Genomic DNA, 26,392 nt, shown 5'->3' with positions numbered 1-26,392 from the left:
CGATAGTGGCGATGCGGCCAGGCTCTTGCAAGCACGGCTGGGCGGCCTATTCGCGACAGCACGCATGCGCGACGCGACGAGAATCGAAGGACAATCCGCCCCCATGGCCGCATCTTACGACGATTGCAGCTGGACCAGCCCGGACGGGTTGACCCTGCATTACCGCGATTACCCGGGACCCGATGGCGGCACGAAGACGCCGGTATTGTGCCTCCACGGCCTGACCCGCAATGCGCGCGACTTTTCCGATCTTGCCGATCACATCGCGGCGGAAAGGCGCGTCATCGTGCCCGACATGCGCGGGCGGGGGATGAGCGATTACGCGCCCGATTCGCAGACCTACAACCCGCTCACCTATGTCGCCGATGTCGACAAGCTGCTGGGCGAGCAGGGGATCGACCGGTTCGTGTCGATCGGCACCTCGATGGGCGGGCTGATGACCATGCTGCTCGCGCAGAAGGATGCGCAGGCGGGAGCGCAGCGGATCGCGGGCGTCGTGCTCAACGATATCGGGCCAGAGATCGAGGCGGCCGGGCTCGAGCGGATTTCGGGCTATGTCGGGCAGGGACGCAGCTATCCCACCTGGATCCATGCCGCGCGCTCGCTGGGCGAGGTGCATGGCGAGGCCTTTCCCGACTACGATCTCGAGGACTGGCTCGACATGGCAAAGCGGATCATGGTGGTGAGCCAGAACGGGCGGATCAGCTACGATTACGACATGGCGATCGCCGAACCCTTCGCAAAGCCCGGCAATGCGGCGCCCGCGGATCTGTGGGGCGCGTTCGAAGCGCTCGGGCGCATGCCGGTGCTGCTGGTGATCGGCGAATTGTCGGACCTCATCTCGCCCGCGACGATCGCGCGGATGAAAGAGAGCAATCCGCAGATGGAAACCGTCACCGTCCCGCGGGTCGGCCATGCCCCGACGCTCGACGAGCCCGAGGCGCGCGCCGCGATCGATGCGCTTCTGGCCGAGATAGAGTGAGCAGGCAGCCCGGCCCCGCGCGCGTCCTCCATTGCCACTCGACCTTCGCGGCGGGGGGCAAGGAATTGCGCAGCGTCAAACTGATGAACGCTCTGGGCGGTGCGCTCGACCATGCGGTGGTGTCGGGCGATCCGGGCGAAACCGGGGCGAGGGCGCATCTGGGGCGCGATGTGAAGGTCCGTTTCCCGCAGGATTTCCCGGCGCTCAGGGGCTTTCCCTCGCCCGGGCGGCTGGTCGCCATCGCCGAGGCGATGAAGGGCTACGACCTCGTTCTCACCTACAATTGGGGGGCGATGGACGCGGTCATGGCGCACACCGTCTTCGCCGCGCATTTCGGCCTGCCGCCGCTGATCCACCACGAAGACGGCTTCAACGAGGACGAGGTCGACGAACTGAAAACGCGGCGCAACTGGTATCGCCGGGTCGCGCTTGGCCGCACCCACCGGCTGGTGGTGCCGAGCGAGCGGCTGGAGCGGATCGCGCGCGAGGTGTGGAAGATGCCGCCTGCCCGCCTCGCCCGCATTCCCAACGGGATCGATACCGCCCGCTTCGCCAAGCCGCCCGAACCGGGCCCGTTCCGCGTCGTCAAGCGCGAAGGCGAGCGCTGGGTCGGCACGCTTGCCGGCCTGCGCCCGGTCAAGCAGCTCGGCCAACTCGTCCGCGCCATGTCCGCGCTGGGCGAACAATGGCATCTCGTCATCATCGGCGAGGGTCCGGAGCGCGACCGCATCCGCGCGGTCGCGGACGAACTCGACATGAGCCACCGCGTCCACCTGCCGGGCCCGCATCCCGATCCGGCGAAGATCATCAGCCTGTTCGACATCTTCGCCCTGTCGAGCCGGTCGGAGCAATTCCCCCTCTCGGTGGTCGAGGCGATGGCCGCCGGGCTTCCCGTCGCGGCGCCCGACGTGGGCGATATCTGCGCCATGGTGGCCGAAGCCAACCGGCCTTTCATCTGCGTGGCCGATGACTGGCAGGCGCTCGCCCAGATGCTGCGCGATCTTGCCGCAGAGCCGGATCTTTGCGCTGAGATCGGGGCGGCCAACCGGGCCCGCGCGCGCGCGCAATATGACGAGGCGGCGATGGTGGCGCGCTACCGCGAACTCTATGGCGAGGCGCTGGGGCGCGAACTCTAGCGCAGATCCGGCTTAATCGCCGGTTCAACCGCGCGGGTTCAGGCGTTTGGGGTCCCCTGCGGCCCCGGCATTGCGGAAGGCGGCGCACCTGCCTAAAGAGCCGCCATTACGCGAAACAAGTGTCGGTGCCGCCTGCCCATCGCGGCAGGGTCGGCGCGAGATGACAAGGAACAGGCAAGCCGTGGCGCTAATTCCGAACAGGACCGACAAATCGAAGACTTCGGGCGATCCCGGCGGGCCTGCCCCCTCGGCCGAGGACGAGGTCCTGATCCGCGAGATCGACGAAGCGGTGCGGCAGGACGATGCGGCCGCCTTCATGAAGAGATACGGCCCCACGCTGGCGGGGGTCATCGTCCTCTTCCTCGCCGCTTTCGGCGGCTGGCTCTATTGGCAGAACCTTGAGGAATCCAAGCTCGAGGCGCAGTCCGAAACGCTCATCACCGCGCTCGACGCGGTCGAGGCGGGCGATTACGAAAGCGCGAGCGAGCAGGTCCAGCCGCTGATCGCACAGGGCATGCCGGGCGCGCGCGCGGCGGCGCTGTTCCTGCAGGCCGGCGCGGCGCTCGAACAGGGCGAAACCGCGCGCGCGGTTGATCTCTACGCGATGATCGCCGCCGACGAGGAAATCCCGGCTGCCCTGCGCGATCTCGCGCGCCTGCGCGAAGTGGCGAGCAATTTCGACGAGCGCGAACCCGCCGATGCGATCGCGAAGCTCGAACCGCTCGCCCAGCCCGGCAGCACTTTTTACGGCAGCGCTGCGGAACTGACCGCGATCGCGCATCTCGAAATGGGCAATCGCGACGAAGCGGGCGCGATCTTCGCGGCCATCGCCAAGGACGATACGCTCCCCGAAACGCTCACTCGCCGCGCCCAGCAGCTTGCGGGCGTGCTCGGGGTCGATGCGATCGAGGATGTCGAGGCGCTGCTGCGCGAAGAGGGCGTGCTCCCGCAGGAGGGCGAAGAGGCAGCGGGCGCGCCGCGATGAGTTGAACGAATCGCCGGAAGCTGCGCGGCAGGGGGATCGACCGCGACACGACCGGCAGGAACGGCGACAGGGCGACAGGCCCTCTTGCCCAGGGAATGAACGGACGGACAATGATAACCAAGACGGCATGGAAAGGCGCGCTCGTCGCCGGGACGCTGGCAGCGGCCCTGGTGGGCTGCAGCGGCGGCCTGTTCGGCGGCGGCGACAAGAAGACCACCCCCACGATCGGCGAACGCACGCCGATCCTTTCGCGCATCGAACGCGGGACGAATGTCGATCCCGACCTCGCCGGGGTCAGTGTCGTTCTGCCGCCCGCGCGCAGCAATGACAGCTGGCCGCAGGTCGGCGGATCGGCAAGCAAGAGCTACGGCCATCTCGCGATTGCGAACAACCCGACCAAGCGGTGGAGTGCCCGGATCGCGGGCGCGAACGAACGCCGCCGGCTCGCCGCCGCGCCCGTGGTGGGCGGCGGGCTTCTCTATGTCGAGGATACCGACGGCGTGATCCATGCCTTCGATCATGCGACCGGCGCGACCGCCTGGACCCGCGAAGAGGAGGAGATGGCCGAAAACCTGCGCAATTCGGCCTTTGGCGGCGGGGTGAGCTACGATAACGGCATCCTCTACGCCACCAACGGCATCGGCGAGGTCAAGGCCAAGGACGCGGAGACCGGCAAGCTCCTTTGGAAGGTCAAGCCGGCCGGGCCGCTGCGCGGATCGCCGACCATCGCCTTCGGGCAGGTCTACGTGATGACGCAGGACAACCAGATCCTCGCCCTCGATGCGACCAACGGTGAATTGCTGTGGGACGAATCCGGTTCGGCGACGCAATCGGGCGTGTTCGGCGTCGCCGCTCCGGCAGCGGGTCAGGGCACGGTCATCGCGGGATATTCGTCCGGCGAACTGTCGGCCTATCGTTACGAGAACGGGCGGCCGCTGTGGGCCGACGCGCTGGCGCGCACCAACATCTCGACGCAGGTGTCCTCGCTCACCGATATCGACGCCGATCCGATCATCGATTCGGGGCGCGTCTACGCGCTGGGCCAGGGCGGGCGCATGGCGGCCTATGAACTCGTCACCGGGCAGCGCATCTGGGAACTGACGCTTGCGGGCATTTCCACCCCGGCGATCGCGGGCGAGTGGATCTTCACCCTCACCGACGATGCGCGCCTGCTCGCCATCGCCCGGTCGAGCGGGCGGGTGCGCTGGATCACGCAGCTCCGGCAATTCCGCGACGAGAAGGACAAGAAGGGCCCGATCTTCTGGACCGGCCCGGTGCCTGCCGGCAACAATCTGTGGGTGGCAAGCTCGCGCGGGGAAATCTGGAAGATTTCGGTCGGCGAGGGTTCGGCCGCGATGTTCGCGGACATCGACCAGCCCGTGAGCCTACCGCCGATCGTGGCCGACGGGTTCCTCTACGTGCTCGACGACAGCGGGACGATCCACGCCTGGAAATAGGCCTGTTTGCAAGGCGCAAGGTCTGAGCGGGTCGTTAACCACTTCGCGCTAAGGCTCAGCGCCTGATGAGCGCCGAATCCCTCCCGAGCGCGCCCGCGCGCCTGCCAGAAGGTCGAAGGCCCGAAAGCGACGTGTCGGCAGGCGTGGGCCTTGCGGGCCTGCTCGGCCTGCTCGTGTGGATTCTCGTCTGCCGCACCTATCCCCTGATCGCCGACACGCTGGGTCTTTCGGGCGCATTGTCGGGCGCGCGCGGGGTCCTTTCGGGGCCGTATGCCGCGCTTGCCGCGATGGTTTTCACCGCAGGGCCGATGGTGGCGTGGTCGGTGCTGGTGGACCGGGTGCATCTGCGTCCCTCGACCGGGATCGACTGGACGCTTCGGCGGCCGTTCGCCGAGACATGGCCCATCAGCCTCGTCAAGCTCGTTGGGCTGTGGGCGACCTTCGCCGGGCTCGCGGCGCTTTACGGCCTTGGCCGGTGGTACTGGGACGGATCGTATGTGTTCGCCATGGAGGTTCTCGCCGCCGCGCTCATCCCGCTCATGGCGCTGTCGGTGCCCTATGTCCTGTGGCTCGACCGGTTCATGGTGGAGCCCAGGGATTCGACCTGGCACTTCGGCGCGATGATCGCGGGCCGCGAAGGCTGGGAGAAGTCGCAGCTCGCAAAGCACTGGCGCGCCTGGCTGATAAAGGGGTTTTTCAGCGCCTTCATGATCTCCATCCTGCCCGGCGGTTTCGCGCAGGTGGTCGAAGCGAGCCCCGCGCAGATGCTGGGCAACCCGGTCGAGCTTGCCATGTTCCTCGTTGCGCTGCTGTTCGTGATCGACGTGCAGATCGGGACCGTTGGATATCTGCTCACCCTGCGCCCGCTCGATGCGCATATCCGTTCGGGCAATCCCTTCCTCGGCGGGTGGATTGCGGCGCTGCTGTGTTACCCGCCATTCGTGTGGGGGATCATCGGCAACGGCAACCAGATCCTGTCCTATGAACGCAATGTCGCGGGCTGGGGCTACTGGCTCGAAGGCCAGCCCGCGCTCTTGTGGCTGTGGGCGGGGATGATCGTGTTCCTGACGCTTGTCTATGCCTGGGCGACGATTGCCTTCGGCATCCGCTTTTCAAACCTCACCTATCGCGGCGTGCTGACGAACGGGCCGTATCGCTTCACCCGCCACCCGGCCTATCTGTCGAAGAACCTGTTCTGGTGGCTTACGGTCATGCCCTTTCTCGTCACCAGCAATTCCGCCGCCGACGCGGTGCGCAACTGTTTCTTCCTGCTGCTCGTCAACGCGATCTATTACTGGCGCGCCAGGACCGAGGAGGCGCATCTCCTTGCCGAGGATGCGAAGTACCGCGAATACCATGCGTGGATGGATCAGCACGGGCTCATCACCGCGCCGCTTGCCCGGCTGGTGCGTGCGATCGGGCGCGGCCCGGGAAGCGCGCGCGGCGCGGTTGCGGAGCCAGCCGAATAGCGGCCGTGCTGGCCGCCCGCCGCATCAGAACGAATATTTGTAGACCCGCGAAATGTCGCCGTTCCATTCGCCGTGATAGGCGTCGAGCAGGCGCTGGGCAGGGACCTTGCCGGTCGCGACGATTTCGTCGAGCGTTTCGAGATAGCCGGTTTCGTTGTCGCCGCTGGAATTGAGCCGGGAGCGCGCGGCAAGGCCGCCATGCGCGATCCCCAGCACTTCGCGCCCCAGGTCCTTCATCGTCCCGGTCCCGCCGGGAAGCCGCGTGTCGAGCGCGAGCCTCGGCACTTCATTGCGCAGCCGCTCGCGCTCTTCCATCGACCAGTCCTTGACCAGTTCCCACGCCGCATCGAGGGCGCCCTGATCGTAGAGCAGGCCGACCCAGAAAGCGGGCAGGGCGCAGATCCGGCTCCACGGCCCGCCATCGGCACCGCGCATTTCGAGAAAGCTCTTGAGCCGCACTTCGGGAAAGGCCGTGGAAAGGTGGTCCCACCAATCGCTCGCCGTGGGCCGCTCGCCCGGGAGGACCGAAAGCCTGCCCTCGAGGAAATCGCGAAATGACAGGCCCGCCGCATCGATGTATTTCCCGTCGCGAAACACGAAATACATCGGCACGTCGAGCATGTACTGCGCCCAGCGTTCATAGCCGAAGCCGTCCTCGAACACGAAGGGCAGCATGCCGGTGCGGTGCGGATCGGTGTCGGACCAGATGTGGCTGCGATAGGAAAGATAGCCGTTGGGCCTGCCTTCGGTGAAGGGCGAATTGGCGAACAGCGCGGTCGCCAGCGGTTGCAGCGCGAGGCCGACGCGGAATTTCTTCACCATGTCGGCTTCGGATGAATAGTCGAGATTGACCTGGATGGTGCAGGTCCGCAGCATCATGTCGAGCCCGAGATTGCCGACCCGGGGCATGTGCCGCATCATGATCTCATAGCGGCCCTTGGGCATGACGGGCAGTTCATCGCGGGTCTTGTCCGGCCACATGCCGAGGCCGAGATAGGACACGCCGCAGGCCTCGCCGACCTTCTTGACCTGTTCAAGATGCCGCCCCGTCTCCGCGCAGGTCTGGTGCAGGTTTTCGAGCGGCGCGCCCGACAGTTCGAGCTGGCCCGCCGGTTCGAGGCTGACCGTGCCGTCTTCGCCGCGCATCGCGATGACCTTTCCGCCTTCCTCGACCGGCTCCCAGCCGAATTCGCGAAGGTTCATGAGCAGGTCGTGGATGCCGCAGGGTTCGTCATAGGACGGCGCGCGGAAGTCCTTGCGCTTGTAGACGAGCTTTTCGTGCTCGGTCCCGATGCGCCAGTCGGATGCGGGTTTTTCGCCGCGCAGCATCGGTGCGACGAGATCCTCCATCCCCTCGATGGCAGGTTCGTCGATGCTGGAGGTCTCGCGTGTGCTCATGGATGTCTCCCGGTGCGTTGCCCTAGAAAACCGACCGCGGCGTGGGAAGCGCAAAGTTGCGGCGGCCGTGCAGGCTCATTCGTCGTCCAGCCAGTCGCCCGCTTCGGCCATCCACACCGCGAGCGCGGCGATCGCCGCCGTCTCGCCGCGCAGGATGCGCGGGCCGAGGCTTACCGGGCGGGCGGCAGGATGGGCGCGGATCGCGGCGCGTTCCGCATCGTCGAAACCGCCTTCGGGGCCGATCAGGATCGCGGCCGGGCCGTCATGGTAGCAGAAGGCGTCGGCGACAGGCTCACCGCCATCCTCGTCGGCGAAGAACAGGGCGCGGGTTTCGGGCCAGTCGCCCAGCAGCGCGTCGAGCTTCACCGGATCGCCGATTTCCGGCAGCGCGGTGCGGGCGCATTGCTCAGCCGCCTCGGTGATGATCGTGCTGGCGCGCCCGACATTGAGCTTGTCGGCGACGCAGCGGCGGGTGAGGACGGGCTGGATGCGCGCGGCGCCCAGTTCGGTCGCCTTTTCGAGCACGAGGTCGAAGCGGTCCTTCTTGAGCAGCGCCGGGCACAGCCAGAGGTCGGGCACCTCTTCGCGTTCGCGCAGGCGTTCCGCCACTTCGAGAGTGACGCTGCGCTTGTCCGCCTCCACCACGCGCGCGGCCCATTCGCCGGTCGCATCGTCGCACAGGATGACGGCATCGCCCGGCGCGACGCGCATGACGCGGGCCAGGTAATGGGCGGGATTGCCCTCGATCACGCGCTGCTGCCCGGCGGCGAGTTCGGGTTCGACGAACAGGCGCGGGGCGCTTTTCGGAGGCCAGTTGGGGGTCGCGGGCATGGCTTCCCACTAGGCGCGGCAAACGGTATCGAGCAAGGCATGATTGCCCGATTCTGCCAGTTCCTCATCGCCGCAATATTCCTGGTCCTGGGGGGCTGGGCGCTGGTCGCGCCTGCCAGCGTGATCGAACTTGCCGTGACCGAGGCCTACCGCGACGATGCCTTCATCACCCGTTTCGCGCTCGCCTGTTTCGGGGCGCAGGCGGTGCTGTTCGGACTGGTCGCGCTGGCGTCGAAATGGACTTCGCGGACTTTCGCGCTCTACGCCGTGCTGCTGATCCCGTTCTTCGTCTTCAACTGGTATTTCCATTACGAGGTGCCTGTGCTCACCTCCATCGGGATGCTCGATTTCGCGGGCAATGTCGTGATGTTCATCGCCGCGATCGTCGGCTGGCGCGCGGCGCTCGCCGAAGAGCGCGCGAAAACCCGGACTTTCGCCTGAACGGATGTGTCGCACCCCGCCGGCCGCGCGGGACCCGATCCTACAGGAAGGGCGCAAAGGCGGCTTGGCAAGGGAGCGCAGGCAGATCCAGCACGCCAAAGCAGGCGCGGAGGATTCGCCGAGGCCGTATCCAACGGGCGAACCTTCCCAGTCTGTCACCCCCGTCTGCATTACGCGAACCAGCGAGGGCACCGCGGCCCATTCCCGCCTTCGCCTCTGCCTCGCGGATGTGTAGGGAGGGGGCATGAGCGAGCACGTCGTTCCCGATTCCGAACATCGCGGGCTGGTCGAGCGCCTGCCGCAGCTTCCGCGCGATCTTGCCCAGCTTGCCCGGTTCGACCGGCCGATCGGGTGGTGGCTGCTGTTCTGGCCCTGCGCCTTCGGCACGCTGCTGGGCGGATACGGCGTGCCGTGGGAGGCGCTCGGGGCTTTGCTCGGCCTCTATCTTGCAGGGGCCATCGCGATGCGCGGGGCGGGCTGCGTCTACAACGATATCGTCGATGCAAAGCTCGATGCCAGCGTCGCGCGCACCGCCGCGAGGCCGGTTGCGAGCGGGCGCGTGTCAAAGCGCACGGCGTGGATCTGGCTCGTCTGTCTCAGCATGGTGGGTCTTGGAGTGCTGCTGCAATTGCGCATCGAGGCGCAAGCCGTCGCGCTCGCCAGCCTTGCTCTTGTTGCCGCCTATCCCTTCATGAAACGGATTACCTGGTGGCCGCAGGCATGGCTTGGAATGGTGTTCAACTGGGGCCTGCTGGTGAGCTGGACGCAATTGAGGCTCGATCACTGGGACGCGATCGGCGCGCTCTATGCCGGGTGCATCTGCTGGGTGATCGGATACGACACGATCTACGCCCTGCAGGACCGCGAGGACGATGCGCTGGTCGGCATCCGCTCTTCCGCGCTTGCCATGGGCGCCCGGGTCCATGCGGGGATAGCGGGATTCTATGCCGCGACGATCGGGCTGTGGGCGCTCGGCTTCTGGCTTTTCAGGCCCGATCCGCTGGCGCTCGCCGCCCTGCTCCCGGTCGCGGGTCACCTCGCATGGCAGGTCGCAACACTCGATGCGGAGGACCCCGCCAATCCGCTCGAGCGCTTCCGTTCGAACCGCTGGGCGGGCGCGCTGATGGCGGCGGCGTGTTTCGTGGTGGGGTTCGCCTGATGTGCAACCTCTACCGCATGACCAAGAACGCGGACGAGGTCGCCGCCTGGTTCGACGCGGTGAACGCGGCTGGCGGGGCGAACCATGGCGAAGAGGTCTATCCCGGCTATCCCGGCCTCGTCGCTGCCGGAGGACAGGTGCGCGCGATGGTATGGGGCTTTCCGCTCGTGATGAAGGGCAGGAGCGGCCAGCCCTTGAAGCCCAAGCCGGTCAACAATTGCCGCACCGACAAGCTGGACAGCTTCTTCTGGCGATATTCCTTCGAGGAGCGGCGCTGCCTCATCCCGCTTACCGGCTGGGCCGAGGCGGAAGGGCCGAAAGGCGCCAAGACCCGGACATGGCTTTCCCTGCCCGATGCACCGATCTTCGCCGCGGCGGGCGTGTGGCGGGAAAGCGAGGAATGGGGCGCATGCTATTCGATGGTGATGACCGAAAGCGCCAGCTCTGCCGCCGAGGACGTGCATACCCGCATGCCCGTCCTCCTCGCGCCGGATGACTATGCGGGCTGGGTGCAGGGCTCGCCCGAGGAGGCGAAGGCGCTCTGCCGGCCGTGGGGCGGCGACATCGCGCTCGATCGCACCGATGAAAGCTGGGTCAAGGGCCGGGGGACGCAGCAGAGCCTGCTGTAACGGGCGAAAGGGCAGGGCGATGACGGACGGGGCGAAGGATTTGCGCGACCTCTTCGCGCCGGGGATCGAGCCGATCGAGGCAAGGCCGGGGATCTGGTCCGCGCTTTCCCGCCCTGTCGAAGGACAGTCCTATGACGGGCGCGCGCGGCTTTACGACGCGCTGATCGGAAATGCGCTCTACAACCGGCTCGCCTGGGGCACCTCACCTGCGTCTTACGAGGAATTCGCGCACGCCGCGTCGGAAAGCGGGACCGGAGCGCTCCTCGATGCGGGCTGCGGGACGCTCGTCTCGACCGCCGGGGTTCATGCGCGTTCCGGGCGGCCGACCATGCTGGTGGACCTGTCGCTCGACATGCTGGCGGCGGCGCGTGAGCGGATCGGACGCGTGGCCGGGGGCGTGCCGGACCATGTGCTGTTCCTCCAGGCCGACCTGTTCGACCTGCCGTTCATCGACGGCGCGTTCGGCGCGGTCCTCGCTCAGGGCGTGCTGCATCTGTTCGAGGACATCGCCGCGCGCGCGCGCGAACTGGCGCGGGTCACCGTCCCCGGCGGGCAGGTTTTCGCGAGCAGTCTCGTCGCGGATCGCGGCCCCGGGCGGCTCTATCTCGGCGCGCTGCACCGCGCTGGCGAGGTCGCCGCACCCCGGCGGCTGGCGGAACTGGTAGCGCGGCTGGAGGATTCGGCATCCAGGCTGGCAAGGCCGATCGCGGCGCGGCGCGAGGGCAACATGGCATTCCTGACCGCGCGCCCGTCCTAGCGCTGCGGACCCAGCTCGGGGTCGAGATCGCGGGGCCGCGCGAAATGGGCGAGCTTCGCCGTGCGCGGGCGCAGGTCCGCCCACGAATCGACAGGGCATTCGAGGATGGCGTAGGCGGCGGTCGGGAACTTGATCGCGGCCTCGCGGAACAGGTCGCTTTCATGGCTCGGTGAAACGAGTTCGAGGATCAGCTCCTGCAGGCCCGGATTGTGTCCCGAGACGAGCATCGCGCCCGGTTCCTTGGGGGTGTCGGCGGCATGATTCTGCACCGCCTCGAGGATGGTTTCGTAACCGGCGAGATAGAGCCGCGTGTCGAAAACCGGCTCGATTTCGGGCAGCGCGACGGCGAGCGTCTCCTTGACCCGCACCGCCGGGCTGGCGAGCAGGATATCCCATTTCGTCCCGTGATCGCGGATATGCGCGCCGATCGCTTTTGCCCCGCGCCGTCCGCGCTCGTTCAGGCCGCGGTCGAAATCGCGTGAGGAGGCATCGCCCCAGTCGGACTTGGCGTGGCGCAGCAATCCGAGCAGCTTCATGAACCCTCTCGCGCTCCCTCGCGAACATTCCGGCGACACGCTCCTCCAACACGAGCATGCCGGTGCTGTAAAGGGAAAGCGCGCAGCCTCAGTCGAGCAGGGCGCGCTCGGGAACGAACAGGGCGAGCGCGAGCAGGATCGCGAGCGTCAGCGTGAGCGCGGCATGGGCCAGTGAGATCGGAGCGGGAAACGCGCCCGGGCCGAGGATGATACCGGCAAGAGGCGCAAGCCCGGCCTGCAGCGCGGCGAGCGGGGCGAGCCAGCTGCGCAGCGCGCGGCGGGCGGGGACCGTGTCGCGTGCGCGGCCCGCCATTGCCGCCCTGACGATGTCGGCGGCGAAGAGAAAGGACAGGACCCGCAGCGCATAGAAGGCGGGTTCGCCCGCAGGTCCGGCATAGCGCACCGCGGCCCAGCTAGCCCCCACCGCCAGCGCCGCGACAAGAGCGGTGCGCGGCTCCGGTCCCTGCCCGATCAGTCGCAGGACGGAAAGCCAGACAGCGAACGGCGCGAGCGCGGCGAGCATCAGGATGACGGACTCGGCCGGGCTCGACGCCAGCAGCAGGCCCCCGCCCGCCAGCATCGCGGCGATGTTCGCGAGCACGATGAGCGCGAGCGGCAGGCGCAGTTCGCCCCGCATCGCAACGCCCGCATATTGCGCGAGCAGGAGCAGCCAGGCGCCGATCGCGACTGCCCTCAGCGCGCTGTCGAGATCGCCTATCATGTCCGCGCCTCCTCGTTTTCGATGCCCGCTTCCGCAGGCTCGTCGGGGCCGATCAGGCCCGCCGAAATGCGCGCCAGCGCCTGGTCGAGAGTCACTCGCCGGATCGCCGTGCCTTCGGGAAAGGCCGAGAGCAGGCGCGAAGGGAAGGCCGGCGAAAGGACGATGAAATGGCCCGCATCCTCCTTGCCCCGGATCAGCCTTCCGAACCCTTGCGCGAGTTTCGCGCGGATGATGCGATCGTCGTACTGGCTGCCCGATCCCCCGGCCTCGGCAGCGGCGGCGCGGCGGGCCTTGTGGAGGATGTCCGGGCGCGGCCAGGGCACCGATTCAAGGGCGACGCAGCGCAGCGACCGTCCCGGCACGTCGACCCCGTCGCGCAGCGCATCGGTGCCGAGCAGGCTCGCGCGGGGATCGTCGCGGAAGATGTCGACCAGCGTGCCGGTGTCGATCGGGTCGACATGCTGGGCGTAGAGCGGGAGCCCTGCGCGGGCGAGCCGGTCGGCGATGCGCCCATGGACCGCGCGCATCCGCCGGATCGCGGTGAACAGGCCGAGCACGCCGCCTTCGGACGCCTCGATGATCCGCGCATAGGCCCCGGCGAGGGCGGGCAGGTCGCCCTTGCGGATATCGGTGACGATCAGGACCTCGGCGCGGCTGGCATAGTCGAACGGGCTGCTCGCACTGGTCAGCATCGGCGCGCAGTCGACATGCGCCGCGCCCGAGCGCGCGATCGCGCTGTCCCATTCCGCGCCCCGGGAATCGCCCGTTGCGCTGCCTATCCGGTCGGTGAGAGTGGCGCTTGTCAGCATCACTCCGTGCGCGGGTTCCAGCACGACGCGGGCAAAGGGCTTCATCGGGTCGAGCCAGCGGCGATGGATCGCCACGTCGAATTCGCGCGCGTCGTTGCGGTCTACCGCGAGCCAGTCGACGAATTCGGGATCGGCCGGCCCGCCGAGCCGATCGAGCAGGGCCTCCCATGCGGCGAGCAGTTCGACCCGCCACGAGAGCGAATGGCGCGCCCCCTCGATCCGGGCGCGGCCCTGACCATCCAGCCAGTCCGGCGGATCGGCGATGATCGCCTCCAGCCTGCCGCCGAGCCGGATCAGCGGCACGCGGATCGCGGCGAGCGCCTCCGCTGCAGCGCCTGCCGCCTCGATCACCTCGCCCGGCAGGACCGAAGCCTCGGTCTCAATGCCGTAGCCCGCTTCCTGCCCGCCGCTTTCATCGCGGGCATAGGTGATGATGCGGACCGCGAAGAGCAGTTTCTCCAGCGGTCCCCAAGGTTCGCCCTCGACCAGTCTTTGCAGCCATCCGTCGGAGGGGAGCAGCTTGCCCGCTTCGCTCGCCGCATCGATCGCCTCGCCGCCGGCCTCGTCATAGCTGGCGACGTCCGCCAGCCGCGCGGAGAGACCGCGCCTGCGCCCGCGTGCCTTCTTTTCCGGCCCGATGATCCAGCGGCGCAGTTCGATCGCCTCCTGCCCCGAAAGCGTCGCGGCGAAGGTGGAATCGGCGGCTTCGAAGACGTGGTGACCTTCGTCGAAGACGATGCGGGTCGGGCGCTGGGCGTGGTCCCTGCCCCGGGCGGCGTTGATCATCACGAGCGCGTGATTGGCAATGACGAGGTCGGCATTCGCGCTTTCGCGCCCGACGCGTTCGATGAAGCATTTGCGGTAATGCGGGCAGCCCGCATAGACGCATTCGCCGCGCTGGTCGGTGAGGGCGGCGATCCCGCGCCTGCGAAACAGCGTGCCCAGCCAGCCGGGCAGATCGCCGCCGATCATGTCGCCGTCGCGGGTGAAGGCGGCCCAGCGCGCGACCAGTTGCGCGAGGATTGCCGGCCGGCCGGCAAAACCGCCTTGCAGCGCGTCCTCTAGATTGAGCAGGCACAGATAGTTCTCACGCCCCTTGCGCACGACAACGGGCGGCGATCCGTCGGGGCGTTTGAGCGGCCATGCGCGGCGGCTTTCGCTGCGCAGCTGGCGTTGCAGGTTCTTGGTATAGGTCGATACCCACACGGTCCCGCCGGATGCCTCCGCCCAGGCCGAGGCGGGGGCAAGATAGCCCAGCGTCTTGCCGATCCCGGTCCCCGCCTGGGCGAGCGCGACATGCGGCACTTCGCGCTTCGTCCTGGGGGCGAAGATGCGCGCCGCGTCCTGCGCATAGGCGCGCTGGCCCTCGCGCCTTTCCGCGCCTTCGCCGGTCAGATGGTCGAGCCGGGCAAGGACCGCTTCGGCGGGAAGGTCGACCTGGCGGGGCGGGGCGCGCTCGGCCGCTTCCTCCCATTCGGGGAGCGCGGAAAAGAGCCATTTTTCCGCCCGTTCCGGCCGCGCGATATGTGGCCGCAGCACCTGTGCCCACGGCCAGCGCAGCCGTTCCAGTGATTGCAGCGCGCTCCACGCCCCGGCGCGTTCGAACCATTCGGGCTCCTCGCATGCCGCGCACAGCGCACCTGCCGCCCGCTGCAGGAATTCCGGCACGTCCGAATCGCCTTCCGGCGGTTCCATGCCGAGCGCCTCGGCGAGGCCGCGCGCGGTGGGTACGCAAAAGCGCGCAGGATGGACGAAGGCGAAGGCTTCGAGCAGGTCGAGACCGGAAAGGTCCGGATAGCCGAGCCGGTTGGCGACCAGCGGCGCGTTGAGAATGAGGACAGGCGTATCGGCGGCGGCCATGATCGCATCGCCCTTGGACACCGCCTCGGTTCCGCCATTCGCTGCGCGCAGCCAATTGCCCCCATGGCTGGCATGGAGCGCGGGCAGAGGCAGCGGGGCGGGGGCGGTGGAGGGAACCGTCACGATCGCCAAGATGGGGCAGCGCCGCGCGAAAGTAAACGCGCGCCCGCGCCGCTTTGCACGAAGCCCTGCGGCCGCTTCGCGCTTGCACAATCGCAGGCGAGGTGCATATGCGGCTCGCCATGAGTGACAGCACCTTCATAGCCGCAGCGCAAAGTTCCAAGGCCTGGCCGTTCCAGGAGGCACAGCGCCTCGCGAAACGGTTGAGGGACGGCAAGCCCGGAGGCGAGCCGGTGCTGTTCGAGACCGGATACGGCCCGTCGGGCCTGCCGCATATCGGCACCTTCCAGGAAGTGCTGAGGACGACGCTGGTGCGCCGCGCCTACGAGGCGCTGACCGGCGGCGCGCCGACGCGGCTGGTGGCGTTCAGCGACGATCTCGACGGGCTGCGCAAGGTGCCCGACAACGTGCCGAACCGCGAGATGCTGGCCGAACATCTCGGCAAGCCCCTGTCGCGCATCCCCGATCCCTTCGGCACGCATGAAAGCTTTGCCCACCACAACAATGCCCGCCTGCGCGAATTTCTCGACCGGTTCGGTTTCGACTACGAATTCGTCAGTTCCTCCGACCGCTACAATGCAGGCGGCTTTGACGAGGGCATCCGCAAGGTGCTGCGCGGCTTCGACGCGATCATGGACATCATGCTGCCGACATTGGGCGAGGAACGGCGCAGGACCTATTCCCCGCTCATGCCGATCAGCCCGACCTCCGGCGCGGTCCTGCAGGTGCCGATCGAGGTGGTCGATGCCGATGCGGGCCTGATCCGCTTCACCGACGAAGACGGCACGCAAGTCGAACAGAGCGCATTGGGCGGCAAGGCCAAGTGCCAGTGGAAGGTCGACTGGGCGATGCGCTGGGTCGAACTCGGCGTCGATTACGAGATGTACGGCAAGGACCTGACCGACAGCGGCGTGCAGTCGGGCAAGATCGCCCGCGTGCTCGGCGGGAACAAGCCGGAAGGGCTGATCTACGAGCTGTTCCTCGATGCGAAGGGCGAGAAGATCTCGAAGTCGAAGGGCAATGGCCTGTCGATCGAGGAATGGCTGCAATATGGCAGCGAGGAGAGCCTCGGCTATTACATCTTCGCCAATCCCAAGAGCGCGAAACAGCTCCACGCGGGCGTTATCCCCAAGGCGATCGACGATTACTGGCAATTCCGCGAGAAGCTGCCCGAACAGGAACTCGACAAGCAGCTTGGCAACCCCGTCTGGCACCTCCTGCGCGCGAACGCGGCGGTGGACGGGCCCGATGCGCCCGGCGCGGGCGACAAGCTGCCTGTGCCATTCAGCCTGCTGCTCAATCTCGTCGGCGTGCTGGGGGCCGAAGGCAGCCGCGAGGCGGTGTGGTCCTATCTTGCGAACTACATCGAGGACGCGGACCCGGCCGCGCACCCGGCGCTCGATCTCCTCGTCGACAAGGCACTTGCCTACAACCGCGATTTCGTCGCGCCCACGCTGGTCAAGCGCGCGCCGACGCCTGCCGAGGCCGAGGCGCTGCGCGCTCTCGATGCGGAACTTGGCGCGGTGCCGGCCGACATGGCGGCGGAGGATCTCCAGACCATCGTCTACGAAATCGGCAAGCGCGAGGAATTCGGCTTCGGCTCGCTGCGCGACTGGTTCCAGGCGCTCTACCAGACGCTGCTGGGCTCCGCGCAGGGGCCGCGGATGGGCAGCTTCATCGCGCTTTACGGGATCGAGCCGACGAGGAAACTGATCGCCGAGGCGCTGTCACGTTAGGTTGGCTAAGCGCAAGCGACAAAACGCCCCGACCTAGCGCCAGCGCCGGGTGCGATACCACTTGGTTATGATGTATTTCACGCCCTTGCCCACCGGGGTGCCGGCATGCTTTGTCAGTTCGTTGGGTGCGCCGTCCCTGTCGGCATTGTTCCAGATCAGGAGCACGCCCGGCTTGGGCTCGATCGAGACGCCGATCTCGGTGAAATGGGTGTGTCCCCCTTCCTCGACCTCGTTGAGGAAGGCCATCGCGGTCCAGCTTCGCTGCCCGCCGCGCTTGCGTTCGAGCGGCCAGTAGCCCTCGGAGGTGTAGAACCAGTCATTGTGCGGCTTGAATTCCTGCCCCGGCAGATAACGCTGGCCCTGGATCGCTTCGCCGGTGGCGGGATTCAGTCCGAGCAAATCGTCGATCCGGCGCGAAATGCCCATCACGAAGCTGTTATGCGGGTCGAGGTCGCCCGAATAGGAAGTGCGAAAGCCGCTTTCATAGCCCTGTTCGTGAAGGCTGGAGGGACGCGCGACCTCGTCGATCATGAGGCACAGCCGTTGGCATTCGGCAGGGGTGAGGAAGTCTCCGACCGCGAACAGGTCGGCCTTGTCGGTGTCGATCCGGTACACGCCGGGATCGTCATCGAGGCGCTTCGTCACCTGACCGCCTATGCGGCGCAGCGCGTCCTGATCGGGAATGGCTGGGGCCTTGGGCATGGGGGCGCCTCTCTAACAGGCGCACGCTCGGGCGCAAGAAGGGATGGGCCGATGCAGGCGATGACGGGGGCAACGGGCGAGGGCGAGAAAAAAGGGCCCCCGGCCGCAGGCGCGGACGGGGGCGGTTCGCCTTGTGAAAGGACCTACCAGAAGAAATCGTAGATCACGTCGACGACCTCACCGGTGTAGACATCGACCAGCAGCACGTCGTCGTAATAGCGAACCCAGCGATAGGGTTCGTAGGCCGGCGGCAGGCGGAAGGCCCAGGGATCGTTGATGAAGAAGCGCGGCTGGAAGAACAGGCTGTCGAGATGCCAGCCGATCCCGATCCGGCTGTAACGGTGCGCGCGGAAAGGGGCGAAATAGCGACCGAGCCGGAAGTGTTGGCGGTGCGCGCGCCGATAGTCGCGCCAGCCAAAGCGGCCATTGTCGCGCCAGCGCCGGTCCCAGCGGCGGAAATTCGCACGCCGCTCGGCCCGGACCCCGTCGCGGAAGCCGTCGCGCCTTTCGCGACGGATTTCACGCCTGAAGTCGCGCCGCCGGTCGCGGCGGATTTCCCGACGACGCTCGGCCCTGCGTTCGGCTCTACGGTCGGCCCGGCGATCGACGGCACGGTCCGCACGGCCGACGCCGCGCGCGATCCGGTCGTCGAAGCCCCGATCCCTGCGCCGATCGGCCCTGCGATCCGCGCGGCGATCTTCCCTGCGATCGGCCCTGCGATCCGCACGGCGATCTTCCCTGCGATCCGCGCGGCGATCGAACCGGTCGGCCCTGCGTTCACCACGCCGGTCAACGCGGTCCGCGCGGCGATCCGCGCGGCTTTCGAGGCGTTCCGCGCGCCGCTCGAGCCGGCGTTCGGCCTGCCGAGCGCTGCGCTCTGCGCGCTGTTCGAGCCGGTCGGGCCGCTCGCGAGCAGTCCTGACCGATCGTTCGCGCGCGGGTCGGGCGGAGCGTTCGAGGCGGGGTTGCGCGCGCTCGCGCCGCTCCACGGCGCGTCCTGAACGGACCACTGCCGGGCGTTCGCGGCGAACCTGCTGGCGAGCTTCGCGGCGCTGGCTGCGTGCTTGCTGACGGGCTGCGCGGCGCTGCGAGCGGGCTTCGCTGCGGGTCGCACGGCGCTCTCCGCGCGGTTGGATTTCGGCCGAGGCTGATGCGTCCGCAACAGCGTTTGCCGCTACGGCCGGATCGGGTGCGGCGATCGCGGCGAGGGCAAGAGCGAGTGCCGAGAGCGCGCTGCCTCGCATCAATCGGGTAATGTCCATGTGTGCCTCCAATGTCGCCGCCCCACCACACACGGCTTGAGTGATGATGCCCGTCTAGCGGCCGCGCCCTGTCCCCGGCCTGAACCGGGGCGGCAGGTCGACGTTCATGTTGCCGGGGTCAAGAATGAACAAACAGAGCGCGCCTTGATCCCGTCCGGTCGAGCGCGCAAGGGAGCGGGCATGTTCGACCAACTCGACGATGTCCTTCAGGACCTCACCAACCGTCTCGTCCGTGCCGCGCGCGATCGCAAGTCGCCAATGCACACCCCCGCTGTCGTCTCCGGCGATGTCGATGCCCGCATCATGGTGCTTCGCGCCTTCGACAGCACGGCCTTCACGCTGCGCTTCCACACCGATACCCGGGCGCCCAAGACCGATGCTTTCGCTGCCGATCCGCGCGCGGCGGTGCTGTTCTATGACAAGGGTTCGAAGATCCAGATCCGCGCCCGCGGCAAGGCGAGCGTCCACACCGATGCCTCGATCGCCGACGAGGCATGGGCGAAAGGAACCAATTTCGCACGGCGCTGCTATCTCGGCGATGGCCCCGGCACGCCCAGCGAGGCGCCGACTTCCGGCCTTCCGAGCGCTTTCGAAGGGGTCGAGCCGACCGACGATCAACTGGTCGCGGGTCGTCCCAATTTCGCGGTCCTGATGGTCGAGCTCGCAAGCCTCGACTGGCTCTACCTCGCCCATACCGGCCATGTTCGCGCCGGATTCGAACGCGATGGGCGCGGAGAGTGGAGGGGACGGTGGCTCTCGCCGTAGAATGCCGGGTCAGGCCCCCTTCGCCGCGATGCCATCCTGCGACGGGGCGGGCGGCGGAAGGCACAGGATTTCCTCGCTCTCGCTGGCCATGACGACGCAGTCCTCACCGCAGTGCATGGCCGCATCGAGCGCGTCTTGCGCCTTTGTCTGCGCCGTGTCGAAACTCTCACCCGCGCGCCTCTCCGCTACGCCGAAACTCGCCGTTACGCGCATCGCATCGACGTGGCCGGAATGGGTCGTGCGGGCGAGCACACGTCGCAGCCGCCCGGCAATGCCGGCGGCTTCGGCCTCTCGCGCGCCCTCGATGACGATCACGAAACCATCGCCGGGTATCGTGTGAAACTTATCGGTCCGGCGCAGTCCGGCTCGCATGATCCGTGCCACCCGCGCGGCAGCCTCGCGCCGCATATCCTCGCCCCGGATGCGTTCGACGCAGTGCAGGTGGTCGATCCGCGCCATGACCACGCTTTCCCCGGAATAGGGACGCTGAGGCCTGCGTGCGGCGCGGCGCAGTTCGCGTTCGAAGCGATCGGTCCCGAACAGGCCCTCCAGCGCTCCTTGCCCGGCTCGCGCTCGCGTCACCGATGCCTTGGTGGGCGGGCGGCGGGTCAGCGCGAAGGCAGTCACGACCATCGCCAGCGCCATTGCGGCGATGAGCCCCGTTGCCGGGTCGAGCGCGAGCGCCACCGCGTCGCCGCCGAAATGGCCCCCTGCCATGTCACTGCCCCTGTATTGCTCCCTGCTGGGGCAGGATGCCGTTTGTTTGGTTAAAGACGCGTAAAGCTTCGGAAGGGGGCGGGAGCGGGTGCGTGCCCGGTTTGCTCAGAACGCATCGCCTGGGGTTACCGCGGCCAGCACGCGGCGCAGCGTGAGGTAGATCATCACCACGGTCGCCGCCATCAGGCCGACCATCGCCACGGCCCCGGCGAATAGCGCATCGTAGAGGATCTCGAACCATTGATCGGGCATGTCCTCGAACTCGCCGACGGGCAGAGTGAAGGCGAGCAGCACGATCAGCGCCAGCAGCAGCGATCCGGTTGCCAGTTTCGCCACCATGTTGACGTTCTCGTAGGCCTCGCGGTTGAATTCGGTTTCGAGCCGGTCGATCATTCCGACCATGGTCAGCATCAGGGCAAGGGTGGTGGCGGACCCGGTGACGATGGCCGATCCGAGATAGAGGCCCGCGCGGCTCAGCGCCTCGAGCAGGTCGCGTGCTTCGGCCCCGGAATAGACCCCGCCGATCGCCGCATGCGCGCCCCAGCCCAGCGCCGCGACTACGAGAAAGGCGGCGAGCGGCCAGAGCCGGTTCTTGCGCAATTGCCGGGGCAGGTCGGGCATGGGCCGCGAACTAGGACTTGCATTTCTCGCATACCAGCTTGCGCGGGGCAGGACGGGGCGTCAGCGGGACGAGGAGCGGGGCAGCGGCGGGAAGGGGGCGCGCCTAGGTCGGCGTGCGCGCGGCGGCGGCCTTTTCGGCGATCCGGCGGAACAGGGTCCGCAGGGCTTCGGGACTGGCGCGGTCGATCGAACCGTCCTCGACCTCGTCCTTGGAAAAGGTCATCGACGGATTGGTGTCGTCGAGCATCGCCCATCCGGGGAACATGCGCTCCTCGATCGCGGTCGACATTTCGAGCTTCACATCGGTGTGGCGGTCATCGGCGAGAATGCGTTCATAGAGCGCGTCGATCGCGTCGTCCGGACCCTCGACCAGCTGAATATACATGTCCTGCCGGCAGATCAGCGCGCCGGTGATGTCGTTTTCGCGGTTGTTGCGCCGCGCGGCCATGAGGATGCCGTCGAGCATGGCGTGGTCGAAGCCGAAAGGCTGCGAGCGATAGATAAGCTGCTTCATGGCGGCGCTCCTGCTGCGTGCCTCGGGCGTGTAGCACCTGCGGGGCGGGGAGCGCCAGCGGCATCGGCGGCGCGAGCCGGGGTCAGCGCCGTCCGAAGGCGGAAAGGTCTTGCGGTTCGGCGGGGCTTTGGTCGATCCGCGTGACTTCAGCCCGCGGCGGGCCGTCACGCATTCTTGCGATCATCGTGCGGGTTGCACCGGCATCACCTTCGAGATGCGCCTCGACCGTGCCGTCGGCGAGATTGCGCACCCAGCCTGCAAGGCCGAGCGCCCGGGCGGTCCGCACCGTCCAGTCGCGGTAGAAGACGCCCTGGACACGCCCGTGGACGATGAGGTTGATTGCCATGTGTGAGGCCTAGCATTGGGCGCCCCCGCTGCGAAGCGAGAACGGCGCGCGCTGGCCGCGCTCGCACCGACCGGAAACGCCGGAGCGCTATCGATTACGGAACAATACGAGAGTGCGCTGATGGCTGCGTGTTCAGCGCTTCAGATGCAGAAGGAAGATCGCGATATCTTCAGGAGAGGCCCCTTGTCCAAGCTCGACCAAGCCAGATCCATCCTCGATGCAGGCCGTCTGGTCGCAGACATCCACTTCACCGACACGATCGACGATGCGCAGAAAGCCGCCATTCGCGACCATCTGCTGGATCAGGCCGAACGCATGAAAAGCGGGCTCGACGACATCAAGGACGATGACGACGCGAGCTATTTCCTTGCGGTGAAGTATGTCGAATGCAAGGCTGGCTGGATCCAGATGAACCTGCAGCTCAATTAGCAGACGGTACTGCGCGGCGAGAAGGATGAATTCCTTTTCAACAAGGCCGCTGCCGTCGCCGGCTTTCTCGGGAGGATCGAGCCGGTGGTCTGCGAAGACGACCTCGATACGATCAACACCATGCTGCTGCGCAAGATGCGCGGCTGACAGGCATGAAAGCCGACGCCCGGTCAGGGCGCCAGCCCATGTCTCACCGCGTCAGCTTCTTGTACGCGAGCCGCGTCGGCCGATCCGCCGCATCGCCCAGACGACGTCGCTTGTCCTCTTCATAGGCCTCGAAATTCCCTTCGAACCATTCGACGTGGCTGTTGCCCTCAAAGGCGAGAATGTGGGTCGCGAGGCGGTCGAGGAAGAAGCGGTCGTGGCTGATCACCACGGCGCAGCCCGCGAAGTTCTCGATAGCCTCTTCGAGCGCGCCCAACGTCTCGACGTCGAGATCGTTGGTCGGCTCGTCCAGCAGCAGCACGTTGCCACCCTGTTTCAGCATCTTGGCCATGTGGACGCGGTTGCGCTCGCCCCCGGACAGCTTGCCGACGTTCTTCTGCTGGTCCTGCCCCTTGAAATTGAACGCGCCCACGTAAGCCCGCGTGGAGACGTCGTGGCCGTTCACCTTCATGTAGTCGAGCCCATCGGAGATCTCCTCCCAGACGTTGTTCTTGGGATTGAGGTCGTCGCGGCTCTGGTCGACATAGCCGAGGCGCACCGTGTCGCCGATCTCGATCGTGCCGCTGTCGGGCTTTTCCTGTCCCGTGATGATGCGGAACAGGGTCGATTTGCCCGCCCCATTGGGCCCGATCACGCCGACGATGCCGCCCGGCGGCAGCATGAAGGACAGGTTTTCGAAGAGCAGCTTGTCGCCATAGGCCTTGGAGATGTTGTGCGCCTCGATCACCTTGCCGCCGAGCCGTTCGGGGACCTGGATGACGATCTGCGCCTTGCCCGGCTTGCGCCCGTCCTGCGAGTTCTGGAGCTCCTCGAACTTGCGGATGCGGGCCTTGGACTTGGTCTGGCGCGCGCTCGGCGTCTGGCGGATCCATTCGAGCTCGCGGCTGAGCTGCTTCTGGCGGCCCGATTCCTCGCGGCTTTCCTGTTCGAGGCGCTTCGCCTTCTTTTCGAGATAGGTCGAATAATTGCCTTCGTAGGGGTAGTAGGACCCGCGGTCGAGTTCGAGGATCCAGCCCACCACATTGTCGAGGAAGTAGCGGTCGTGGGTGATCATCAGCACCGCGCCGGCATATTCTTTCAGATGGTTTTCGAGCCATTCGACGCTTTCGGCATCGAGGTGGTTGGTCGGCTCGTCCAGCAGCAGGATCGAGGGCTTCTGGATCAGCAGGCGGGTGAGCGCAACGCGGCGCTTCTCGCCGCCCGACAGGTTTTCGACGCTGGCATCGGAGGGCGGGCAGCGCAGCGCCTCCATCGCGATCTCGAGCTGGTTGTCAAGCGTCCACCCGTCGACCGCGTCGATCTTCGCCTGAAGCTCGGCCATCTTGTCGCCGAGCACGTCGAAATCGGCGTCGGGTTCGGCCATCTGCGCGGAAACGGCGTTGAATTCCTCGACCAGTTCGGCGGTCTCGCGCGCGCCGTCGCGGACATTTTCGAGCACGGTCTTGGTCGGATCGAGTTCGGGTTCCTGCGGGAGATAGCCGACCGTGATGTTCTCACCCGGCCACGCTTCGCCGCTGAAATCGGTGTCGATCCCGGCCATGATCTTCATAAGGGTCGACTTGCCCGCGCCATTGGGGCCGACAATGCCGATCTTCGCTCCCTGATAGAACTGCAGATTGATGTTCGAGAGCACCGGCTTGGGGGCGCCGGGGAAGGTCTTGGTCATGTTCTTCATGACGAAGGCATATTGCGCGGCCATCGGGTTAGGTCCTTCGGATCTGGTCGGATTGGGAAAGTTGCTCGTGAGATAGGCGGAGCGGCCGGATCGGGCAAGTGGCGCTGGACAGGTCGCGCACCTCCCCGTAGCAGCCTTGCGCCATGAACAAGACATTGCTTCCGCTCTTCGCCGCCCCTTGCATTGCCATTGTTGCAGCAGGCAGTCTCGCCGCACTTCCGCCGCCCCAGCCTAGCGTGGAGGAACAGGCCGACCGCGTGCTCGAAGGCGATCGCTTTGCGTGGGAATTCGTAGAGGGTCTAACGACAGAGGTCGGCCCGCGACAGGCCGGGACCGAAGCCGAGGCGCGAGGGCGCGAGTGGGCCATGAACTGGTTGCGCCAGCACGGCTTCGAGAATGTGCGCACCGAGCCTTTTGCGATGGACACATGGGTGCCCGGCGACATCGCCCGCGCCCGCATCACAGAACCGTTCGCACAGGATCTCGTCGTTCTGCCGCTCGGCAACAGCGCGGCGACGCCCGAAGGCGGTATCGAAGGCGAACTGGTGTTCTTCCGCAATGTCCATGAACTGCGCGCAGCGCCTGTCGGCAGCCTCACCGGCAAGATCGCCTATATCAGCCATGCGATGAAGCCTGCGCAGGACGGCTCTCATTACGGTTTCGCCGGGCCGGCGCGATGGGTCGGGGCGGGGATCGCCGCCCAGAAGGGCGCAATCGCCACCGTGATCAAGTCGGTCGGCACGGATTATCACCGCAACCCCCACACCGGCGGGACGACCTTCCCCGAAGGCGTGGAGCCTATCCCGGCGGCGGCCATGTCGATTCCCGATGCCGAGAATGTCGAGCGGATGTTCGCCCGCGCAGATGGCCGGCAGATCCGCCTCGGGCTGGAACTCAATCCGAAAGCGCTCGGCGAGACGATGAGCGGCAATGTCGTGGCCGAGATCACCGGGCGCAATCCCGAGCTCCCGCCGGTCCTGCTGGCCTGCCATATCGATAGCTGGTGGAATTCGCCTGGCGCATTCGACGATGCAGCGGGCTGCGGGATCATCGCGGCGGCCGCGTTCCATGTCCAGCGCACCGGCACACCCCTGCGCACCATTCGCGTGCTGATGGCAGGGGCCGAGGAGACGGGCCTGTGGGGCTCGAAGGCCTATAGCGACGCGCATATCGACGAACCCATTGCGGTCGGGCTTGAAAGCGATTTCGGCGCCGACCGGATCTGGCGGCTCGAAAGCAATTTTCGTGACAGCAACCCTGAACTGCACGCCCGGTTGGCGAAAGCCGTTGCGCGGTTCGGCGTAGCGGATTCGACCGTGGTCGCGACCGGCGGCGCCGATCTCAACATCGTGCGCGACCAGCAAGGTGCGCTCATCGACCTGCAGCAGGACGGGATGCGCTATTTCGATCTTCACCACACGCCCGATGATACGCTCGACAAGATCGATCCGGTGCAATTGCGTCAGAATGTCGCGGTCTGGACCAGCGTGGTCGGACTTCTCGCCAACGAGCCGCGCGCGATCCTGACCGGCGGCACCGTCCCGTCCGCGCCGCCTATCATGGATCAGTAAACCGGAAACAGAGCCGCCTTCCACCGTTGCGTGGAGGAGGAGACGGCGGATGTTTGTTGACGAACCGGTATTCGACACGGTCCTGCGGGGGATGGTCCTCGCGGCGGCGGCGCTGCTGTGGGTGACGATGCTGATCCGCATGAACGGCCTGCGCTCGCTTTCGAAGATGTCGAATTTCGATTTCGTGATGACGATCGCGCTCGGCAGCCTCGTGGCAAGTGCAGCCGTCTCGACCGAATGGAAGGCTTTCGTGCAGGCGCTCGCCGCGATGGCAAGCCTGTTCGCGGTCCAGTGGACCATGAACCAGCTCAGAATGAAGTGGCCCCGTTTCCGGACTCTCGTCCAGAACCGCCCGGTCGTGCTGGTTCGCGACGGGGTATTCCAGGAGGACGCGATGCACGACACCCGCGTGACCCGGGCGGACCTGTTCGAGAAGCTGCGTGCCTCCAACGTCTCGGACATCTCCAATGTGCGGGCAGTCATCCTCGAGACGACTGGCGATGTGTCGGTGGTCCAGGGCGAAAAGCTCGACCGGGACCTGCTCGAAGGCGTCGACCGACCGGCTCAGGAAAAGCACGAAAGAAGCGACTGACGCTCGC

Annotated in this window: 26 protein-coding genes; 14 read left to right on the top strand and 12 right to left on the bottom strand. The window is 66.9% G+C overall.

What is annotated here, in order from left to right; translation table 11 throughout:
• Window positions 1-103: 103 nt before the first annotated feature.
• From Ga0102493_RS10450 to Ga0102493_RS10430, 5 genes are all read left to right on the top strand, one after another.
• Window positions 104-982 (top strand): alpha/beta fold hydrolase, encoded by an 879-nt coding sequence (locus Ga0102493_RS10450; RefSeq protein WP_034901680.1) that lies wholly within the window; start codon window positions 104-106, stop codon window positions 980-982.
• Window positions 979-2,118 (top strand): glycosyltransferase, encoded by a 1,140-nt coding sequence (locus tag Ga0102493_RS10445; RefSeq protein WP_034900687.1) that lies wholly within the window; start codon window positions 979-981, stop codon window positions 2,116-2,118. The genes Ga0102493_RS10450 and Ga0102493_RS10445 overlap by 4 nt, the downstream gene beginning before the upstream one ends.
• Before the next feature lie 181 nt (window positions 2,119-2,299).
• Window positions 2,300-3,103, top strand: coding sequence for a tetratricopeptide repeat protein (locus Ga0102493_RS10440; protein ID WP_069297511.1), 804 nt, complete (start codon window positions 2,300-2,302; stop codon window positions 3,101-3,103).
• 110 nt (window positions 3,104-3,213) lie between these two features.
• Window positions 3,214-4,560 carry a PQQ-binding-like beta-propeller repeat protein gene (locus Ga0102493_RS10435; RefSeq protein WP_034900688.1) on the top strand — a complete coding sequence of 449 codons (1,347 nt, stop codon included), beginning with the start codon at window positions 3,214-3,216 and terminating at the stop codon, window positions 4,558-4,560.
• A gap of 65 nt (window positions 4,561-4,625) precedes the next feature.
• Window positions 4,626-6,029 carry a methyltransferase family protein gene (locus Ga0102493_RS10430; protein ID WP_051697488.1) on the top strand — a complete coding sequence of 468 codons (1,404 nt, stop codon included), beginning with the start codon at window positions 4,626-4,628 and terminating at the stop codon, window positions 6,027-6,029.
• Between the two features lie 24 nt (window positions 6,030-6,053).
• Here the strand turns inward: Ga0102493_RS10430 and Ga0102493_RS10425 are convergent, their stop codons facing one another.
• On the bottom strand, window positions 6,054-7,427 hold the full coding sequence (locus tag Ga0102493_RS10425) for a glutamate--cysteine ligase (RefSeq protein ID WP_034900690.1): 1,374 nt from the start codon (window positions 7,425-7,427) through the stop codon (window positions 6,054-6,056).
• 75 nt (window positions 7,428-7,502) lie between these two features.
• Entirely contained in the window at window positions 7,503-8,258 is a 756-nt protein-coding gene (locus Ga0102493_RS10420; RefSeq protein WP_034900691.1) for a 16S rRNA (uracil(1498)-N(3))-methyltransferase, read from the bottom strand.
• Window positions 8,259-8,297: 39 nt separating this feature from the next.
• Between Ga0102493_RS10420 and Ga0102493_RS10415 the strand changes: the two genes are divergently transcribed.
• The 4 genes from Ga0102493_RS10415 (at window position 8,298) to Ga0102493_RS10400 (ending at window position 11,244) form a co-directional block, all read left to right on the top strand.
• A complete protein-coding gene (locus tag Ga0102493_RS10415) occupies window positions 8,298-8,699 on the top strand; it encodes a hypothetical protein (RefSeq protein WP_034900692.1) in 402 nt (133 codons plus the stop codon).
• A gap of 244 nt (window positions 8,700-8,943) precedes the next feature.
• Window positions 8,944-9,858 (top strand): 4-hydroxybenzoate octaprenyltransferase, encoded by a 915-nt coding sequence (gene ubiA / locus Ga0102493_RS10410; RefSeq protein ID WP_034900694.1) that lies wholly within the window; start codon window positions 8,944-8,946, stop codon window positions 9,856-9,858.
• Window positions 9,858-10,487, top strand: coding sequence for an SOS response-associated peptidase (locus tag Ga0102493_RS10405; RefSeq protein ID WP_034900696.1), 630 nt, complete (start codon window positions 9,858-9,860; stop codon window positions 10,485-10,487). The genes ubiA and Ga0102493_RS10405 overlap by 1 nt, the downstream gene beginning before the upstream one ends.
• A 19-nt stretch (window positions 10,488-10,506) precedes the next feature.
• The gene (locus tag Ga0102493_RS10400; RefSeq protein WP_051697490.1) at window positions 10,507-11,244 is read left to right on the top strand and encodes a class I SAM-dependent DNA methyltransferase; all 738 of its coding nucleotides are present in this window, start codon (window positions 10,507-10,509) and stop codon (window positions 11,242-11,244) included.
• Here the strand turns inward: Ga0102493_RS10400 and Ga0102493_RS10395 are convergent.
• From Ga0102493_RS10395 to Ga0102493_RS10385, 3 genes are all read right to left on the bottom strand, one after another.
• Entirely contained in the window at window positions 11,241-11,780 is a 540-nt protein-coding gene (locus Ga0102493_RS10395; RefSeq protein WP_034900698.1) for a SixA phosphatase family protein, read from the bottom strand. The genes Ga0102493_RS10400 and Ga0102493_RS10395 overlap by 4 nt on opposite strands.
• Before the next feature lie 88 nt (window positions 11,781-11,868).
• Window positions 11,869-12,501 carry a hypothetical protein gene (locus Ga0102493_RS10390; RefSeq protein WP_034900699.1) on the bottom strand — a complete coding sequence of 211 codons (633 nt, stop codon included), beginning with the start codon at window positions 12,499-12,501 and terminating at the stop codon, window positions 11,869-11,871.
• Window positions 12,498-15,170 (bottom strand): ATP-dependent DNA helicase, encoded by a 2,673-nt coding sequence (locus Ga0102493_RS10385; protein WP_236922340.1) that lies wholly within the window; start codon window positions 15,168-15,170, stop codon window positions 12,498-12,500. Before Ga0102493_RS10385 ends, Ga0102493_RS10390 begins: the two co-directional genes overlap by 4 nt.
• Before the next feature lie 242 nt (window positions 15,171-15,412).
• On the opposite strand from Ga0102493_RS10385, the gene Ga0102493_RS10380 reads away from it, so the two are divergent.
• Window positions 15,413-17,026, top strand: a complete 1,614-nt coding sequence (locus Ga0102493_RS10380; RefSeq protein ID WP_069297607.1) for a lysine--tRNA ligase — start codon at window positions 15,413-15,415, stop codon at window positions 17,024-17,026.
• Window positions 17,027-17,059: 33 nt separating this feature from the next.
• On the opposite strand, the gene Ga0102493_RS10375 is transcribed toward Ga0102493_RS10380, so the two are convergent.
• Both Ga0102493_RS10375 and Ga0102493_RS15755 read right to left on the bottom strand, forming a co-directional pair.
• Window positions 17,060-17,728, bottom strand: coding sequence for a prolyl hydroxylase family protein (locus Ga0102493_RS10375; protein ID WP_034900700.1), 669 nt, complete (start codon window positions 17,726-17,728; stop codon window positions 17,060-17,062).
• Window positions 17,729-17,871: 143 nt separating this feature from the next.
• A complete protein-coding gene (locus Ga0102493_RS15755; RefSeq protein ID WP_081845502.1) occupies window positions 17,872-18,990 on the bottom strand; it encodes an RcnB family protein in 1,119 nt (372 codons plus the stop codon).
• A 180-nt stretch (window positions 18,991-19,170) separates the two neighbouring features.
• Between Ga0102493_RS15755 and Ga0102493_RS10365 the strand changes: the two genes are divergently transcribed.
• Window positions 19,171-19,755, top strand: a complete 585-nt coding sequence (locus Ga0102493_RS10365) for a pyridoxamine 5'-phosphate oxidase family protein (RefSeq protein WP_034900702.1) — start codon at window positions 19,171-19,173, stop codon at window positions 19,753-19,755.
• A gap of 9 nt (window positions 19,756-19,764) precedes the next feature.
• On the opposite strand, the gene Ga0102493_RS10360 is transcribed toward Ga0102493_RS10365, so the two are convergent.
• The 4 genes from Ga0102493_RS10360 to Ga0102493_RS10345 all read right to left on the bottom strand — a co-directional run bounded on the left by Ga0102493_RS10360 (window position 19,765) and on the right by Ga0102493_RS10345 (window position 21,953).
• Window positions 19,765-20,472 carry a diguanylate cyclase gene (locus Ga0102493_RS10360; RefSeq protein ID WP_034900704.1) on the bottom strand — a complete coding sequence of 236 codons (708 nt, stop codon included), beginning with the start codon at window positions 20,470-20,472 and terminating at the stop codon, window positions 19,765-19,767.
• Between the two features lie 105 nt (window positions 20,473-20,577).
• Window positions 20,578-21,093 (bottom strand): hypothetical protein, encoded by a 516-nt coding sequence (locus Ga0102493_RS10355; RefSeq protein WP_034900706.1) that lies wholly within the window; start codon window positions 21,091-21,093, stop codon window positions 20,578-20,580.
• Between the two features lie 103 nt (window positions 21,094-21,196).
• On the bottom strand, window positions 21,197-21,607 hold the full coding sequence (locus tag Ga0102493_RS10350) for a BLUF domain-containing protein (RefSeq protein WP_034900707.1): 411 nt from the start codon (window positions 21,605-21,607) through the stop codon (window positions 21,197-21,199).
• 82 nt (window positions 21,608-21,689) lie between these two features.
• Window positions 21,690-21,953 (bottom strand): acylphosphatase, encoded by a 264-nt coding sequence (locus tag Ga0102493_RS10345; RefSeq protein ID WP_034900708.1) that lies wholly within the window; start codon window positions 21,951-21,953, stop codon window positions 21,690-21,692.
• Between the two features lie 183 nt (window positions 21,954-22,136).
• Here Ga0102493_RS10345 and Ga0102493_RS10340 point away from each other — a divergent pair, with 183 nt between their 5' ends.
• The gene (locus Ga0102493_RS10340; RefSeq protein WP_150132454.1) at window positions 22,137-22,382 is read left to right on the top strand and encodes a hypothetical protein; all 246 of its coding nucleotides are present in this window, start codon (window positions 22,137-22,139) and stop codon (window positions 22,380-22,382) included.
• Window positions 22,383-22,572: 190 nt separating this feature from the next.
• Here Ga0102493_RS10340 and ettA read toward each other — a convergent pair whose 3' ends face one another.
• On the bottom strand, window positions 22,573-24,246 hold the full coding sequence (ettA, locus tag Ga0102493_RS10335; protein WP_034900710.1) for an energy-dependent translational throttle protein EttA: 1,674 nt from the start codon (window positions 24,244-24,246) through the stop codon (window positions 22,573-22,575).
• Between the two features lie 119 nt (window positions 24,247-24,365).
• Between ettA and Ga0102493_RS10330 the strand changes: the two genes are divergently transcribed.
• Both Ga0102493_RS10330 and Ga0102493_RS10325 read left to right on the top strand, forming a co-directional pair.
• Complete coding sequence (locus tag Ga0102493_RS10330) at window positions 24,366-25,793, top strand: M28 family peptidase (protein WP_081845503.1); 1,428 nt, start codon at window positions 24,366-24,368, stop codon at window positions 25,791-25,793.
• Between the two features lie 49 nt (window positions 25,794-25,842).
• Window positions 25,843-26,385, top strand: a complete 543-nt coding sequence (locus Ga0102493_RS10325; RefSeq protein ID WP_034900712.1) for a DUF421 domain-containing protein — start codon at window positions 25,843-25,845, stop codon at window positions 26,383-26,385.
• Window positions 26,386-26,392: the final 7 nt, after the last annotated feature.

This window comes from Erythrobacter litoralis (assembly GCF_001719165.1).
In the GTDB taxonomy this organism is placed as follows: domain Bacteria; phylum Pseudomonadota; class Alphaproteobacteria; order Sphingomonadales; family Sphingomonadaceae; genus Erythrobacter; species Erythrobacter litoralis.
The sequence above is the reverse complement of the archived record's forward strand: the minus strand, read 5'-3'. Positions and strand labels throughout refer to the sequence as shown.

Excerpts from the sequence above, each read along its gene's own strand:
- Ga0102493_RS10345 (WP_034900708.1), bottom strand. The coding sequence starts at position 21,953 with ATGGCAATCAACCTCATCGTCCACGGGCGTGTCCAGGGCGTCTTCTAC.
- Ga0102493_RS10365 (WP_034900702.1), top strand. The coding sequence starts at position 19,171 with ATGTTCGACCAACTCGACGATGTCCTTCAGGACCTCACCAACCGTCTC.
- Ga0102493_RS10390 (WP_034900699.1), bottom strand. The coding sequence starts at position 12,501 with ATGATAGGCGATCTCGACAGCGCGCTGAGGGCAGTCGCGATCGGCGCC.
- Ga0102493_RS10350 (WP_034900707.1), bottom strand. The coding sequence starts at position 21,607 with ATGAAGCAGCTTATCTATCGCTCGCAGCCTTTCGGCTTCGACCACGCC.
- Ga0102493_RS10405 (WP_034900696.1), top strand. The coding sequence starts at position 9,858 with ATGTGCAACCTCTACCGCATGACCAAGAACGCGGACGAGGTCGCCGCC.
- Ga0102493_RS10355 (WP_034900706.1), bottom strand. The coding sequence starts at position 21,093 with ATGCCCGACCTGCCCCGGCAATTGCGCAAGAACCGGCTCTGGCCGCTC.
- Ga0102493_RS10360 (WP_034900704.1), bottom strand. The coding sequence starts at position 20,472 with ATGGCAGGGGGCCATTTCGGCGGCGACGCGGTGGCGCTCGCGCTCGAC.
- Ga0102493_RS10435 (WP_034900688.1), top strand. The coding sequence starts at position 3,214 with ATGATAACCAAGACGGCATGGAAAGGCGCGCTCGTCGCCGGGACGCTG.
- Ga0102493_RS10420 (WP_034900691.1), bottom strand. The coding sequence starts at position 8,258 with ATGCCCGCGACCCCCAACTGGCCTCCGAAAAGCGCCCCGCGCCTGTTC.
- Ga0102493_RS10385 (WP_236922340.1), bottom strand. The coding sequence starts at position 15,170 with ATGGCCGCCGCCGATACGCCTGTCCTCATTCTCAACGCGCCGCTGGTC.
- Ga0102493_RS10430 (WP_051697488.1), top strand. The coding sequence starts at position 4,626 with ATGAGCGCCGAATCCCTCCCGAGCGCGCCCGCGCGCCTGCCAGAAGGT.
- Ga0102493_RS15755 (WP_081845502.1), bottom strand. The coding sequence starts at position 18,990 with ATGGACATTACCCGATTGATGCGAGGCAGCGCGCTCTCGGCACTCGCT.
- ubiA (WP_034900694.1), top strand. The coding sequence starts at position 8,944 with ATGAGCGAGCACGTCGTTCCCGATTCCGAACATCGCGGGCTGGTCGAG.
- Ga0102493_RS10325 (WP_034900712.1), top strand. The coding sequence starts at position 25,843 with ATGTTTGTTGACGAACCGGTATTCGACACGGTCCTGCGGGGGATGGTC.
- Ga0102493_RS10415 (WP_034900692.1), top strand. The coding sequence starts at position 8,298 with ATGATTGCCCGATTCTGCCAGTTCCTCATCGCCGCAATATTCCTGGTC.
- ettA (WP_034900710.1), bottom strand. The coding sequence starts at position 24,246 with ATGGCCGCGCAATATGCCTTCGTCATGAAGAACATGACCAAGACCTTC.
- Ga0102493_RS10450 (WP_034901680.1), top strand. The coding sequence starts at position 104 with ATGGCCGCATCTTACGACGATTGCAGCTGGACCAGCCCGGACGGGTTG.
- Ga0102493_RS10425 (WP_034900690.1), bottom strand. The coding sequence starts at position 7,427 with ATGAGCACACGCGAGACCTCCAGCATCGACGAACCTGCCATCGAGGGG.
- Ga0102493_RS10395 (WP_034900698.1), bottom strand. The coding sequence starts at position 11,780 with ATGAAGCTGCTCGGATTGCTGCGCCACGCCAAGTCCGACTGGGGCGAT.
- Ga0102493_RS10375 (WP_034900700.1), bottom strand. The coding sequence starts at position 17,728 with ATGCCCAAGGCCCCAGCCATTCCCGATCAGGACGCGCTGCGCCGCATA.
- Ga0102493_RS10400 (WP_051697490.1), top strand. The coding sequence starts at position 10,507 with ATGACGGACGGGGCGAAGGATTTGCGCGACCTCTTCGCGCCGGGGATC.
- Ga0102493_RS10330 (WP_081845503.1), top strand. The coding sequence starts at position 24,366 with ATGAACAAGACATTGCTTCCGCTCTTCGCCGCCCCTTGCATTGCCATT.
- Ga0102493_RS10380 (WP_069297607.1), top strand. The coding sequence starts at position 15,413 with ATGAGTGACAGCACCTTCATAGCCGCAGCGCAAAGTTCCAAGGCCTGG.